This is a genomic window from Streptomyces sp. NPDC026417 (assembly GCF_055567695.1).
Map to the genome: position 1 here is coordinate 57,920 of NZ_JBVHPY010000022.1, position 11,712 is coordinate 69,631.

Consider the following 11,712-nt stretch of genomic DNA (forward strand, 5'->3'; position numbering starts at 1 on the left):
CCGCGGCCTCCGCGACCCCTCATCACCCGAAGGACAGAACTTATGTGTGGAGCGAAGGCCGGCGGCCCCGACGCCTCGACGATCAAGCCCGGTGAGACCACCATCCAGGGTCAGGTGACCCGCGACGGCGAGCCCGTCACCGGTTACGTCCGACTCCTGGACTCGACGGGCGAGTTCACCGCCGAGGTCCCGACCTCGGCGACCGGACAGTTCCGCTTCTACGCGGCCGAGGGCACCTGGACCGTCCGGGCGCTGGTCCCCGGCGGCACCGCGGACCGTACGGTCGTCGCGCAGACGGGCGGCCTCGCCGAGGTCGCGATCGCCGTCTGACGACGCCCCATGAACGGCCGAAGGGCCGCACCCCCGGGTTGGACGCTCGGGGTGCGGCCCTTCGGCTGTTCCCGCCCTACGCTGGACGTATGTACGCGCGACGGCGGCACGCCTACTTCGCCCTGATGGCGACGTGCATCGGGCTGTTCGTGCTGGCCTGGTCGGTGGTGCGGATCTGGTCGGTGCCCGCGGCCGTCGGCATGTGCCTGGTGGCCATGGTGATCCCGCCGGTGGCGGCGATGGTGGCCAACCGGCGCGGTCCCGAGGACCGGTGGTGGGACGACCCCTCGGGGGACCCGAAGTCCGACGAGTGGTGGGACGAGCTGGACGGCAAGAGGCGCCGGCAGTCGTAGGCCGCCCCCTGGGCCGCTCAGTCGGGGCCGCTCAGTAGACGAGCGCCTGCGTCCCGTCGGCCATCGCCTCCTGCACGAACACCTGGGCGCCCGCGATGCGCACCCCCTGGAGGACGTCCTTCTCCGTGATGTCGCGGCGGGCCGCGCACTGGGTGCACAGGGTGATGCGTCCGGCCGACATGATCGAGTGGATCAGTTCGGGCAGCGGGGCCGCGTGCGGCAGCTCGAACTCCGCGGCCCGGCCCGGCAGGGCGAACCACGCGGACTCGCCGGTCAGCCAGAGGGAGACGTCGACACCGCTGGCCACGGCCACCGCCGCGACGGTGAACGCCTGCGAGCAGCGCTCGGGGGCGTCGGCCCCCGCGGTCACCTTGATCACGAGCTTTTTCGCCATGGCCGAATGGTAGTCCGAATCGTGATCAAGTCCCGTACAACTCGGTGCACCATCCATGGGTCTCCTGTGCGCGCGGATACGGAATCCGTGCTTCACGTTCTGTGGGGGGACGTCTTGGAAGAACCCCGATCACCTGAAGATTCCGGAGTGCCGGAAAGACCCGGACAGATCCCGGCTCCACCGGTGCTGCCGGACGCACCCGCGGACCCGGACACCCCGGCGCCGCCGGACGCCGCCGGCGCCGTCCCGCCCGTGCCGCGGGTCCGTCGGCGCGGACGCACGGCGCTGCTCGTCGCCGCGGCCGCCGTGCTCGGCGTCGTCGCGGGCACGTGCACCGGTTACCTGGTGCAGGTGGACCGCGATCCCACCGCGCTGCCCCCGCTGTCCCAGCCCGTCGTCAAGCAGGCGAAGGGCGAGGTCGAACCGCTCTCCGCCGCGCAGGACCGCCGGGTCAAGACCGAGGGCGACCTACGCAAGCTGCTCGTGAAACGACCGAGCGGGGCGCGCGACGCGGAGTTCAGCCTGGTGGACGACGGCTGGCTGAGCATGGCCGACTACGCGGAGACCTTCAAGAAGCCCGCCGTCGCCTTCGAGCACTCCTACGGGGACGAATGGCGGCGGGCCGCCGCCGTCGCCTGGCGCGAGGGCTCCACGCGCAGTGTCGAGGTCCGCCTGGTGCAGTACCGCCAGGAGGAGGCTCCCGCGGCGGCCGGCTCCGCCGACAACGGCCACTACTGGGCGGGCCGCGAGGCCGACAACGACAGCTGGCCCATCCCCGGCACCGGCGACGGCGAGGTCTACGTCGCCACCAAGCCCGAGGCCGAGCCCGGCTACGTGCCGGTGTACTCGGCCGAGGCGCATGCCTGGCGCGGCGACATCGCCCTGGAGATCTACATCTACGACACGAAGCCGATCCCCAAGAAGAAGATCATGGACCTGGCCAAGCGGCAGATGGAGCGGCTGTGACGGACGACCGGAACGGGCCCGAGGAGCCCGTACAGCCCGCGAGCGCCGCACCGGCCCCGGCTCCCGCGACCGGTACCCCCGCGGTACCGGTTCCCGCGGAGCCGGCCGCCCCGGCCGCACCCGGGGCTCCCGCACAGGCCCCGGTGCCCGACGCCGAGGTGCCCGTGCCGGACGCGCAGCCGGCACCCCGCACGCCCCGTCGGCGCGGCCGCATCGCCGCCCTCGCCGGCGCCGGCGTCCTGCTGCTCGCGGTCCTGGGCGGCACGGGATACACCGTGGTGTCCGTGCAGGACGCCGACCGCGACCCCGGCCGTCCGAGCTGGCAGTTCCCGAAGACCGTGGCGGACGACAAGCCCGCCGAGGCCCGGAAGACCGGGCTCGGCGCCCTGCTCCTGCCCTTCGGCGGCAGCAGCGGCTACGGGCGCGGCCCCGACATGGGCGAGTTCGGCTCGGACGCCGAGCTGACCGGCCGCCAGGCCACCGAGCTGCGCAAGGAGTCGGTCAGGGACCTGCCGCGCTCCCAGCGCCGGCAGCTGGAGCGGCTGATCGACAGGCAGCGGATCAAGGGCATGGCGATGCGCAGCTACCTCGGCTCCGCGAGCGCCGGCTCCTCGTTCGCCGACGAGAAGCCCTTCGTCGTCGACATCGTGCTGTCGCGCATGGGGAGCCGGGGCGCCGTGCGCTCCGTCGCCACCGCCCAGCAGGACTTCTTCGACACCCTGAGCATCTTCCGCGAGGGGCCGAAGATCGAGGGCCACAAGAACGCCCGGTGCTTCCTGCCGCCCACCGACGCGGACGAGAAGCTCGACATGATGATCTGCTCCGCCTACGAGGGCGACATCCTGATCTCCGCCACGGCGACCGGGAGCAAGAAGCTGGACAAGAAGGGCGTGGCGAGCCTGCTCCGCGAGCAGCTCGACCTCGTCAGCGACCCGGGGGAGGCGGTATGACCGAGCAGCAGGTCTCCGGGCCCGAGACGGCCGCACAGCACGTCTCCGGGACCCACACGGCCGAGGCGCCGGCCACCGGGGCGCCGGCCCCGCAGCCCGCCCCGCAGCCCGGGCCCCTCGTCGCCCCGCCGATGCCGGGACTCCCGCCGGCCGGGTACGCGGACGGACAGCCGTCCCCCGCGCCCGGGCCGCCCGTCAGGAAGGACCGCAGGGTGCTGCGGGCCGTCCTGCGCTGGACCGCGGCCGTCACCGTCTTCGCGGCGGTCGGCGCGTCGACGGCGTACGGCATCACACGGATGGAGCGCACCGACGTGCCGGGTCTCGCGACCGAGTCGGACGGGCGCTGGGACTACCCGCAGCTGACCAGGCCGCCGGTGCCGGAGGGCAGCCCGCGGCCGTTCGCCGACGAGAACACCGCCGGTGCCCACTACGCCGACCTGCGCGCGCTGCTGCTGCCCGCGCCCCGCGGTGCCACGGCGGATCCGGCGCTGACGGGCGAGGACGGCTGGCTGCCGACCGAGGACTTCCTGGCGGAGTACACCTCGAAGGACGACCGCGAGGAGTTCGGCCAGACCCTCACCGACAACGGGCTGCGGCACGTCGCCGCCCGCGGCTGGACCACGAAGGACGGCACCCACACGCGGATCTACCTGCTGCAGTTCGGCACCGCGGCGGTGGCGGAGGACGTGTACCGGGGCGACGACCTCACCGCGTTCGGCGGCCCGAAGTACCCGGTGCGCGGCGCCGCCGAGTCCGTCGGCGACGAGGACTACCCCGAGGCCGCGCGCATCGAGAACGTCAACCGCTCGGTCTACGTCGAGGCCAAGCCGTACGGCCCGGAGCAGGTCAGGCAGGCGTACCTCTCCGCCGGCGACACCGTGGCGCTGATCGTGCAGTCCCGCAAGGGGCTGGCCGCGGCCGTGCCGTTCCAGCAGACGGTGACCCTGCAGAGCCAGCTGCTGGACTGAGCCGCCCCGGACGCACCTCGCTGAGAGAGCCGGGCCCCCGCCGCGTAAGCTGGGGCCCGGCTCTTGTGTACACCGCCCAACCGCTCAATCGAGGAGCACCCCGTGCTTGAGGCATTCTTCGAAGCCCTGCTGGTCCTGGTCTGCGTCGGCGTCCTCGCCTTCGCCGGGCTGACCGTGAAGAAGCTGTACCAGGGCCAGCGCTGACCGCGCGTCGTCCCTGACCTCCGCGACGTCCCCGACGACTCCGACGAAAAGCTGCTCATGATCGAGATCCCGTCCGACCTCCACAAGGACCTCGTCCCGCTCGCCTTCCTGCTCGGCAACTGGGCCGGCGCGGGCGTCCACGACTTCCCCGGTTCCGAGAAGTGCAACTTCGGGCAGGAGGTCTCCTTCAGCCACGACGGACGGGACTTCCTGGAGTACCACTCGCACACCTGGGTCCTGGACGCCGACGGGAACAAGGTCAGGCCGCTGGAGTCCGAGTCCGGCTTCTGGCGGATCGACGGCAACCGCAAGGTCGAGGTCGTCATGACCCGCGACGACGGCGTCGTCGAGATCTGGTACGGCGAGCTGGCCGACAAGAAGCCGCAGATCGACCTGGTCACGGACGCCGTGGCCCGCACCGCCGCCTCCGGCCCGTACACCGGCGGCAAGCGCCTCTACGGCTACGTGAAGAGCGACCTCATGTGGGTCGGCGAGAAGCAGACCCCCGAGGTCGAGCTGCGCCCCTACATGTCCGCGCACCTGAAGAAGGTCGTCAGTCCGGAGGACGTCGAGCGCTGGGCCAAGGCCCTCCCGGACGACATGCCGGACGACGGGATCGCTTTCTTCAAGTAGACCTAGACTCTCTGGTGTGGTGAGCACCGACTGGAAGAGCGACCTGAGGCAGCGCGGCTACCGGCTGACGCCGCAGCGCCAGCTTGTCCTCGAAGCCGTGGACACCCTGGAGCACGCGACCCCCGACGACATCCTCATCGAAGTGCGGAAGACGGCGTCGGGGGTCAACATTTCCACGGTCTACCGGACCCTGGAGCTCCTGGAGGAGCTCGGTCTGGTCAGCCACGCACACCTCGGGCACGGCGCTCCCACGTACCACCTGGCCGACCGGCACCACCACATCCACCTGGTCTGCCGGGACTGCACGAACGTCATCGAGGCCGATGTCGAGGTGGCCGCCGAGTTCACCGCCAAGCTGCGGGACACCTTCGGCTTCGACACGGACATGAAGCACTTCGCGATCTTCGGGCGCTGCAAGAACTGCACGCTCAAGTCTTCAAATACCAAGTCGTAGGCTTAGGCGTATGAAGAGCCCCCTGCTGTCCCTGCCCGGCGCTGTCCCCGCCGAGGGTGTGGACGAAGGTGTCGCAGCCCACTACGGCGATCTGTTCCGCGAACAGCGGACCCTCGCCGACGGCACCGGCTTCGTCGACCTCTCGCACCGCGGTGTCATTGCCGTCTCCGGCTCGGACCGGCTGAGCTGGCTGCACCTGCTGCTCACCCAGCACGTCAGCGATCTCCCCGCCGGCCGGGCCACGGAGGCGCTGATCCTCTCCGCGCACGGCCACATCGAACACGCGCTGTACCTCGTCGACGACGGCGAGACGGTGTGGATGCACACCGAGCCCGGCACGCAGGACGCGCTGATCGCGTACCTGGAGTCCATGAAGTTCTTCTACCGCGTCGAAGTCGCCGACCGCACGGGCGAGTTCGCGGTGGTGCACCTGCCGGCCGGTTCCATCGCCGAGGTCCCGGACGGCGTCGTCGTGCGCGAGACGCCGTACGGGCGTGACCTCTTCCTGCCGCGGGCCGACCTGGAGGCGTTCGCGGCGGACACCGCGCAGCACGGCCCGGCCGTCGGGCTGCTCGCGTACGAGGCCCTGCGGGTCGAACACCACCTGCCCCGCCTCGGTTTCGAGACCGACCACCGCACCATCCCGCACGAGCTGGGCTGGATCGGCAGCGCCGTGCACCTGCAGAAGGGCTGCTACCGCGGTCAGGAGACCGTCGCCCGCGTGCACAACCTGGGCAAGCCCCCGCGTCGGCTGGTCTTCCTGCACCTCGACGGCAGCGAGGTCCACCTGCCGCCGCACGGCACCGAACTGCGCGTCGCGGACGACGGGCCCGACGGCCGCAAGATCGGTTTCGTGACGACGTCCGTGCGCCACCACGAACTGGGTCCCATCGCGCTGGCCCTGGTGAAGCGGAACGTCCCGCCGGACGCGCGGCTGCTCGCCGACACCACGGCGGCGGCCCAGGAAGTCGTCGTGGAACCGTAGGCCGCCGACCGGGGCAGCGGCGCTCACATCTCCAGCAGGACCGTGAACGGGCCGTCGTTCGTCAGCGAGACCCGCATCTTCGCGCCGAACCGGCCCGTCGCCACCGTCGCGCCCAGCGAACGGAGTTGGGCGACCACCTCGTCGACGAGGGGCTCGGCGACCGCACCGGGCGCGGCCGCGTTCCAGGTGGGGCGGCGGCCCTTGCGCGCGTCGCCGTAGAGCGTGAACTGGCTGACGACCAGCAGCGGAGCGCCGATGTCGGAGCAGGAGCGCTCCTCGCCCAGCATCCGCAGCGACCAGAGCTTGCGGGCCAGTTGGGCCGCCTTCTCCTTGGTGTCGTCGTGGGTCACCCCCACCAGGACGCACAGTCCCTCACCGCTGATCTCGCCGACCGTCTCCGGGCCGTCTTCCCCGTCCACGACGACGCTCGCGCCGTCCACCCTCTGCACCACCGCACGCATGCGGACCATCATGCCGTGCGGGCCCTTCGCGTGATTTACGGGGGGTTCGAACCCCCCATCTGGGGCCGATCGGGGGCACTCGGTCACATAGCGGGCCCTTGGGGTGGCACCATGCGTGTACCGCGAAGCTCATACGCGGTGGACCGCACCGGTCGAGGGGACGGCAGAGGCACATGAGCACACCGAGCAGTACCGGGCGCCCGCCCGGGACCGTGTCATTGACCCGGACCAGTCCGCGCGGGGGCGCCGAGGACCCGGGCGCCGCGCACCGGCCGCCCGCGCAGCGCACCGACAGCCCGCTGACCGTGGACCCGCCCGAGCCCGACCTCGCCGTACTGGGCCTGCCCGACCTGCGCACCCTGCGCCGCGACGCGCAGCGGGACGAGGCCGACCTCAGCTACGTACGGCGGCTGCTCCAGGGCCGCATCGACATCCTGCGGGCCGAGCTGGCGCGCCGCGGGGGGCTCCCGGCGCCGCCCGGACTCGTCGCGCAGCTGTCGCTGGTCGACCGGCTCCCGGAGATCCTCACGGACGCGCCCGCACGGCACCGCTCCTCGGCCCGGCACGTGACGGTCGGCACCCCGCACGGCGAGGAGTACCGGCGCCTGGCCTCGGACATGCTGTCCGAGGTGGAGCTGTCGGATCTGGAGGCCCGCACGGACGACGAGCTGAACGACGGGTTGGGCCGGCTCGTGCGCTACGAGCAGCAGGTCTCGCGGCGGCGCCAGCGTCTCCAGCGCACCGCGGACGATTGCAGCGCGGAGATCGCCCGCAGGTACCGTGAGGGAGAAGCACAAGTAGACGACCTGCTCATGTGACGCGGCGGCCCCGGCGATCCCGGGCGCCCCGGCCGGAGTGATCCCGGCGCCCCGACCGGGCGACCGCGGCGCACGCTCCGCCGTCGCCGGGGCGGGTCCCGCTCCGGAAGGCCACCGCGATGTCCGTCCCCGCCATACCCCCCGTCCTCGCCGAGATCGTCCGTTCCGGCTTCGTCGAGGGCCGTCACCGGGGCAGCCTGGTGCTGCTGGCCGCGGACGGATCGGTGGAGCTGGCCCTGGGAGACGTGACCGCACCCGTCTTCCCCCGCTCCTCGAACAAGCCGATGCAGGCCGCGGGCGTCCTGCGTGCGGGCCTGGACCTCGCGGGTGAGCGTCTGGCGCTGGCCGCCGCCAGCCATTCGGGCGAGCCCTTCCACCGCGACCTGGTCCTCAAGATGCTGACCGAGCACGGACTGACCCCGGAGCAGCTGCAGTGCCCGGCGGACCTTCCGCTGGACCCGGTCGAGGCCGAGACGTATCTGGCGGCCGGGGCGGTCCGGGACCGCGTCACCATGAACTGCTCCGGCAAGCACGCCGCCATGCTCGCCGTCTGCCTGCAGCGCGGCTGGCCCCTGGACTCCTACCTGGACGCCGCCCACCCCCTCCAGCAGCTGATCCACTCCGTGGTGGAGGAGGCGGCCGGGGAGCGGGTGGCCGCCGTCGGCACGGACGGCTGCGGGGCCCCGCTGATGGCGATCACCCTGACCGGTCTGGCGAGGGCCTTCCGCTCCTTCGTCCTGGCGCCGGCCGGCTCCGCCGAACGCCGTGTCGCCGACGCGATGCGCGCCCACCCCGAGTACGTCGCCGGTACCCGGCGGCCCGACACCTGGCTCATGCGGGAGGTGCCCGGCGCGCTGTCCAAGATGGGCGCCGAGGCCGTCCAAGCGGTCGCGCTGCCCGACGGCCGCGCCCTCGCCTTCAAGATCGACGACGGTTCGACCCGGGCGCTGGGACCGGTCCTGGCCCGCGCCCTCGCCCTGCTGGAGGTGGACGCGGCGGTGCTGTCCCGCATCGGGCACACGCCCCTGCTGGGCGGCGGCCGCGAGGTCGGGGAGATCCGCGCGGCGTTCTGAGCGGCGCCGGACCGCGGCGGCCGGAGGGGGGCGAAAACCGGGCGACACCCCCGCCGTCCCGGATCTAGCGTGACCTCATGACCCATCGTGACGACATCGACGTACGAGCGATCACCGAGGCCGAGATCCCCGACTGGATCCGCGCGCTGAACACCGGCTTCCTCCGGTCGCCGGCCGTGTCGGAGCGGGAGATCGCCGACCGGGGCTCGTACATCGTCCCGGAGCGGACCCTGGGCGCCTTCGACGGCACCCGGTGCGTGGCCACGTTCCGGTCGTTCGCGCAGGAGCTGACCGCCGTGGGCGGTACGCCGGTGCCCGCCGACGCCATCTCGAACGTGACCGTCACCGCCACGCACCGGCGCCGGGGTCTGCTGACCCGCATGATGGGCCGGGACCTCGCGGCCGCGAAGGAGCGGGGTGACGTGGTGGCGACGCTGATCGCCGCGGAGTACCCGATCTACGGGAGGTACGGCTTCGGCGCCGCGACCAGCGCCGTGGAGTGGACGATCGAGGTGCCGAGGACGGGCCTGGATCCCCGTTGGTCGGGTCCGGCGGACGGCGGACGCATCGATCTGGTGGACGGCGAGGACGTGCGGAAGGACGGCCCCGAGCTGCACGACCGGCTCCGGCGGCTGCAGCCGGGCGCCGTCAGCCGGGACGAGCGCTGGTGGCAGGCGAACACGGGTGCCCTGGTCCTGGACCGCGCCCCGTGGACGGAGCCCTTCTACGCCGTGTACCGCTCGGCGGCCGGCGAGGTCGAGGGCATGGTCTCGTACGAGTCGGACGACAACTGGGGCGACGCGAAGCAGCCGCTCAACACGGCGTCGGTCAACTGGCTGATCGCGGTGACACCGGCCGCGGAGCGCGCCCTGTGGCAGTACCTCTGCTCGATCGACTGGATCACCCGGGTGAAGACGGGCTGGCGGGCCCCCGACGATCTGCTGCCGCACTTCCTGCCCGACCCCCGCGCCGCCCGCGTCACCACGCACGCCGACTGGCTGTGGGTGCGGATCCTCGATGTCGTACGGGCCCTGGAGGCGCGTACGTACGAGGGGTCCGGGTCGCTCGTCCTGGAGGTGACCGACCGGGACGGGCTGTCGGCCGGGCGGTACCGGCTCGACGCGGCGCCGGACGGCGCGTCCTGCGTGCCGACCGGAAAGGACGCCGAACTCACCCTAGGTTCAGGAGAGTTGGCGTCCCTGTGGCTGGGCGACGAGTCGGCGGTGCGGCTCGCGGCGCTCGGCCGGGTGCGGGAGGAACGAGAGGGCGCCGCCCGTGTCGCCGACGCCCTGCTGCGCACGTCCAGGCGACCGTGGTGCCCGGACATCTTCTGAGATCTGCGTTCCTGCCGCCGGCGCGGTGTCCGTCCGGCCGTGGTGCCGTCTCCTTCCGTGGTCGGTGCGGTGGGCCGGCCGCAGGTGTCCGTAGCGGTCGAGCGCTCCTGCGGTTCGGTTGTGGAGCGGCGCGCCCCCGCACGGATGCGGTGGCGCGGTGGTGCGGCCGGACCGGGCTCCCGGCTCCCCTCCGGAGGGGAGCCCGGCCGGCCGGACTGCCGGACGTGCGTCCGGTCAGCCGGACTGGGCGAGCAGCATCACGAGGATCACGGCCCCGATGCCGCTGATCACGTTGTTCCTGGCCTTGAGCCCGATGGACAGCGCGACGAACGCGATGATGCCCATGGGCCCGTACTTCCACTGGACGAGGTACTCGAATCCGATGGCGAGTGTGGCGACGGCGATGGCGAGGAGCGGCATGACGGTCCCTCCTTCGGGACGTCTGTGGGACGCCTTCGGGACGGGGATACGGATCCCCCCGTGCGGGCCGGCCGCCCGGTCCAGGACCTGCGCCGTGGCGGCCAACCACTGTGAAGCTTGACCATGTTGCTCAAGTTGGTGACCAACTCCAACTGAGTTATCTCCGCTTGGGCGCGTCTCATAACCACCTTCCCGGCAACTGCCCAAAGATGGCCCGAAGTTGTAGGGTTCGGCCGTGGACCCGGAACATGCCGCCGCCCCCGGGCGGGAGAGGTCACATCGGCCACAGAGGTCACACCGCGAGGTGGCCGACGAACTGCGCAGCCGGATCAGGTCCGGCGAGCTGCGGCCGGGACAGCGCATGCCCACCCAGGCCAGGCTGGCCGACGAGTTCGGTGTCGAGCGGGGGGCCGTGCGGCAGGCACTGCGCATCCTGCAGGCGGAGGACCTGCTCGCGAACGTGTCCAAGGGGAGTCCTGCGATCGTCGCCCCCGCCGAGGGAGGGGCTCCGGCCGCGCCCGAAGCGCCGCCGCAGCCCACCATGGTGGCTCTGGCGCCCCGGGTCACCGCCGCCTTCGCCGCCCCGCAGGTGTCGATCGACGCCCTGTGCCTGACCGCGGTGTCGCTGACGCTCGCGATGAGCGGGCCGTTGCTCCGGATCCACTCGGGGCGTAGGAAACCGGCCAGGGTGGACGTACGGGTGCTGCTCCCCAGCCGGGACATCGACCTGGCGTTCCCGGCCCGCGTGGACGACCTGGACGACGGCCGTCCGCAGCGCCTCTGGCTGGCCCAGCGCAACGCGCAGGTGCAGGTCCTGCGGCACAATCTGCTGGCGCTGCGGGCCTCCCACGGCATCGACGTGCACGTCACGTTCCGGGCGCTGCCCTTCACGCCTCCGGTGAAGCTGTATCTGCTCAACGAGACGGAGGCGCTCTTCGCGTACTACACGCTGACGAAGCGGGACGCGGAGATCGACCACGAGTCCCTGGAGATGTACGACGCCACGGGCACCCAGTCGATGCTCTTCGGCTTCGGGCAGGGCGCCGGCCTGCGGGACACGACGTTCGTGGAGCAGTCGCACCTCTGGTTCAACGCCCTGTGGGAGACCATCAGTTCGGAGCTGCGGTCCACCGACTGAGGCGGTGCGGGTCAGAGTGCGGGCGCGGCGACGAGCAGGGCGAGCATGACCGCGCCGACGGAGCTGCAGGTGGGGCTCTTCGCCTTGATGCCCACCGTCAGCAGCAGCAGGCCGACGATGCCCATCGGTCCGTACCGCCACTGGACGGTCTGCTCGAAGCCGATCACGAAGACGGTGGAGAGGAGGGCGAGGGCGGGCATGGTGGTTCCTCCTTCGGTGGCTTGCGCGGGC

The 11,712-nt window shown here is 72.1% G+C and carries 16 protein-coding genes; 12 read left to right on the top strand and 4 right to left on the bottom strand.

Going from position 1 to position 11,712, the window contains the following annotated elements; genetic code table 11:
- Positions 1–42 precede the first annotated feature (42 nt).
- On the top strand, positions 43–330 hold the full coding sequence (locus tag ACZ4NT_RS29965) for a DUF1416 domain-containing protein (protein ID WP_054232391.1): 288 nt from the start codon (positions 43–45) through the stop codon (positions 328–330).
- An 89-nt stretch (positions 331–419) separates the two neighbouring features.
- Complete coding sequence (locus tag ACZ4NT_RS29970; RefSeq protein WP_121402156.1) at positions 420–683, top strand: DUF3099 domain-containing protein; 264 nt, start codon at positions 420–422, stop codon at positions 681–683.
- A 31-nt stretch (positions 684–714) separates the two neighbouring features.
- Here ACZ4NT_RS29970 and ACZ4NT_RS29975 read toward each other — a convergent pair whose 3' ends face one another.
- Complete coding sequence (locus ACZ4NT_RS29975; protein ID WP_121402157.1) at positions 715–1,077, bottom strand: DsrE family protein; 363 nt, start codon at positions 1,075–1,077, stop codon at positions 715–717.
- Positions 1,078–1,224: 147 nt separating this feature from the next.
- On the opposite strand from ACZ4NT_RS29975, the gene ACZ4NT_RS29980 reads away from it, so the two are divergent.
- The 6 genes from ACZ4NT_RS29980 to ygfZ all read left to right on the top strand — a co-directional run bounded on the left by ACZ4NT_RS29980 (position 1,225) and on the right by ygfZ (position 6,237).
- On the top strand, positions 1,225–2,043 hold the full coding sequence (locus tag ACZ4NT_RS29980; protein WP_467728374.1) for a hypothetical protein: 819 nt from the start codon (positions 1,225–1,227) through the stop codon (positions 2,041–2,043).
- Positions 2,040–2,993, top strand: coding sequence for a hypothetical protein (locus ACZ4NT_RS29985; protein ID WP_467728375.1), 954 nt, complete (start codon positions 2,040–2,042; stop codon positions 2,991–2,993). The genes ACZ4NT_RS29980 and ACZ4NT_RS29985 overlap by 4 nt, the downstream gene beginning before the upstream one ends.
- The gene (locus tag ACZ4NT_RS29990; RefSeq protein ID WP_121402158.1) at positions 2,990–3,961 is read left to right on the top strand and encodes a hypothetical protein; all 972 of its coding nucleotides are present in this window, start codon (positions 2,990–2,992) and stop codon (positions 3,959–3,961) included. The genes ACZ4NT_RS29985 and ACZ4NT_RS29990 overlap by 4 nt, the downstream gene beginning before the upstream one ends.
- 261 nt (positions 3,962–4,222) lie before the next feature.
- Positions 4,223–4,798 carry a heme-binding beta-barrel domain-containing protein gene (locus tag ACZ4NT_RS29995; RefSeq protein WP_121402159.1) on the top strand — a complete coding sequence of 192 codons (576 nt, stop codon included), beginning with the start codon at positions 4,223–4,225 and terminating at the stop codon, positions 4,796–4,798.
- Between the two features lie 16 nt (positions 4,799–4,814).
- On the top strand, positions 4,815–5,252 hold the full coding sequence (locus ACZ4NT_RS30000; protein WP_121402160.1) for a transcriptional repressor: 438 nt from the start codon (positions 4,815–4,817) through the stop codon (positions 5,250–5,252).
- 10 nt (positions 5,253–5,262) lie between these two features.
- Positions 5,263–6,237: a CAF17-like 4Fe-4S cluster assembly/insertion protein YgfZ gene (gene ygfZ / locus ACZ4NT_RS30005; protein WP_121402161.1), complete on the top strand. Its 975-nt coding sequence runs from the start codon at positions 5,263–5,265 to the stop codon at positions 6,235–6,237.
- 23 nt (positions 6,238–6,260) lie between these two features.
- On the opposite strand, the gene dtd is transcribed toward ygfZ, so the two are convergent.
- Positions 6,261–6,698: a D-aminoacyl-tRNA deacylase gene (dtd, locus tag ACZ4NT_RS30010; protein WP_121404655.1), complete on the bottom strand. Its 438-nt coding sequence runs from the start codon at positions 6,696–6,698 to the stop codon at positions 6,261–6,263.
- 173 nt (positions 6,699–6,871) lie between these two features.
- On the opposite strand from dtd, the gene ACZ4NT_RS30015 reads away from it, so the two are divergent.
- The 3 genes from ACZ4NT_RS30015 (at position 6,872) to ACZ4NT_RS30025 (ending at position 9,923) form a co-directional block, all read left to right on the top strand.
- Positions 6,872–7,516, top strand: coding sequence for an RsiG family protein (locus ACZ4NT_RS30015; protein ID WP_467728376.1), 645 nt, complete (start codon positions 6,872–6,874; stop codon positions 7,514–7,516).
- A gap of 119 nt (positions 7,517–7,635) precedes the next feature.
- Complete coding sequence (locus ACZ4NT_RS30020; RefSeq protein ID WP_467728377.1) at positions 7,636–8,589, top strand: asparaginase; 954 nt, start codon at positions 7,636–7,638, stop codon at positions 8,587–8,589.
- Positions 8,590–8,666: 77 nt separating this feature from the next.
- Positions 8,667–9,923 carry a GNAT family N-acetyltransferase gene (locus tag ACZ4NT_RS30025; RefSeq protein ID WP_467728378.1) on the top strand — a complete coding sequence of 419 codons (1,257 nt, stop codon included), beginning with the start codon at positions 8,667–8,669 and terminating at the stop codon, positions 9,921–9,923.
- 234 nt (positions 9,924–10,157) lie between these two features.
- On the opposite strand, the gene ACZ4NT_RS30030 is transcribed toward ACZ4NT_RS30025, so the two are convergent.
- Positions 10,158–10,343, bottom strand: coding sequence for a hypothetical protein (locus ACZ4NT_RS30030; RefSeq protein ID WP_467728379.1), 186 nt, complete (start codon positions 10,341–10,343; stop codon positions 10,158–10,160).
- A 235-nt stretch (positions 10,344–10,578) separates the two neighbouring features.
- On the opposite strand from ACZ4NT_RS30030, the gene ACZ4NT_RS30035 reads away from it, so the two are divergent.
- A complete protein-coding gene (locus ACZ4NT_RS30035) occupies positions 10,579–11,481 on the top strand; it encodes a winged helix-turn-helix domain-containing protein (protein WP_121402166.1) in 903 nt (300 codons plus the stop codon).
- An 11-nt stretch (positions 11,482–11,492) separates the two neighbouring features.
- Here ACZ4NT_RS30035 and ACZ4NT_RS30040 read toward each other — a convergent pair whose 3' ends face one another.
- Positions 11,493–11,681, bottom strand: a complete 189-nt coding sequence (locus tag ACZ4NT_RS30040; RefSeq protein ID WP_121402167.1) for a hypothetical protein — start codon at positions 11,679–11,681, stop codon at positions 11,493–11,495.
- Positions 11,682–11,712: the final 31 nt, after the last annotated feature.

Bases quoted from the DNA above. Each gene is read 5' to 3' on its own strand.
- ACZ4NT_RS30040 (WP_121402167.1), bottom strand. From the start codon at position 11,681: ATGCCCGCCCTCGCCCTCCTCTCCACCGTCTTCGTGATCGGCTTCGAG.
- ACZ4NT_RS29970 (WP_121402156.1), top strand. From the start codon at position 420: ATGTACGCGCGACGGCGGCACGCCTACTTCGCCCTGATGGCGACGTGC.
- ACZ4NT_RS30020 (WP_467728377.1), top strand. From the start codon at position 7,636: ATGTCCGTCCCCGCCATACCCCCCGTCCTCGCCGAGATCGTCCGTTCC.
- ACZ4NT_RS29990 (WP_121402158.1), top strand. From the start codon at position 2,990: ATGACCGAGCAGCAGGTCTCCGGGCCCGAGACGGCCGCACAGCACGTC.
- dtd (WP_121404655.1), bottom strand. From the start codon at position 6,698: ATGCGTGCGGTGGTGCAGAGGGTGGACGGCGCGAGCGTCGTCGTGGAC.
- ACZ4NT_RS29975 (WP_121402157.1), bottom strand. From the start codon at position 1,077: ATGGCGAAAAAGCTCGTGATCAAGGTGACCGCGGGGGCCGACGCCCCC.
- ACZ4NT_RS30030 (WP_467728379.1), bottom strand. From the start codon at position 10,343: ATGCCGCTCCTCGCCATCGCCGTCGCCACACTCGCCATCGGATTCGAG.
- ACZ4NT_RS29995 (WP_121402159.1), top strand. From the start codon at position 4,223: ATGATCGAGATCCCGTCCGACCTCCACAAGGACCTCGTCCCGCTCGCC.
- ACZ4NT_RS30025 (WP_467728378.1), top strand. From the start codon at position 8,667: ATGACCCATCGTGACGACATCGACGTACGAGCGATCACCGAGGCCGAG.
- ygfZ (WP_121402161.1), top strand. From the start codon at position 5,263: ATGAAGAGCCCCCTGCTGTCCCTGCCCGGCGCTGTCCCCGCCGAGGGT.
- ACZ4NT_RS30015 (WP_467728376.1), top strand. From the start codon at position 6,872: ATGAGCACACCGAGCAGTACCGGGCGCCCGCCCGGGACCGTGTCATTG.
- ACZ4NT_RS29965 (WP_054232391.1), top strand. From the start codon at position 43: ATGTGTGGAGCGAAGGCCGGCGGCCCCGACGCCTCGACGATCAAGCCC.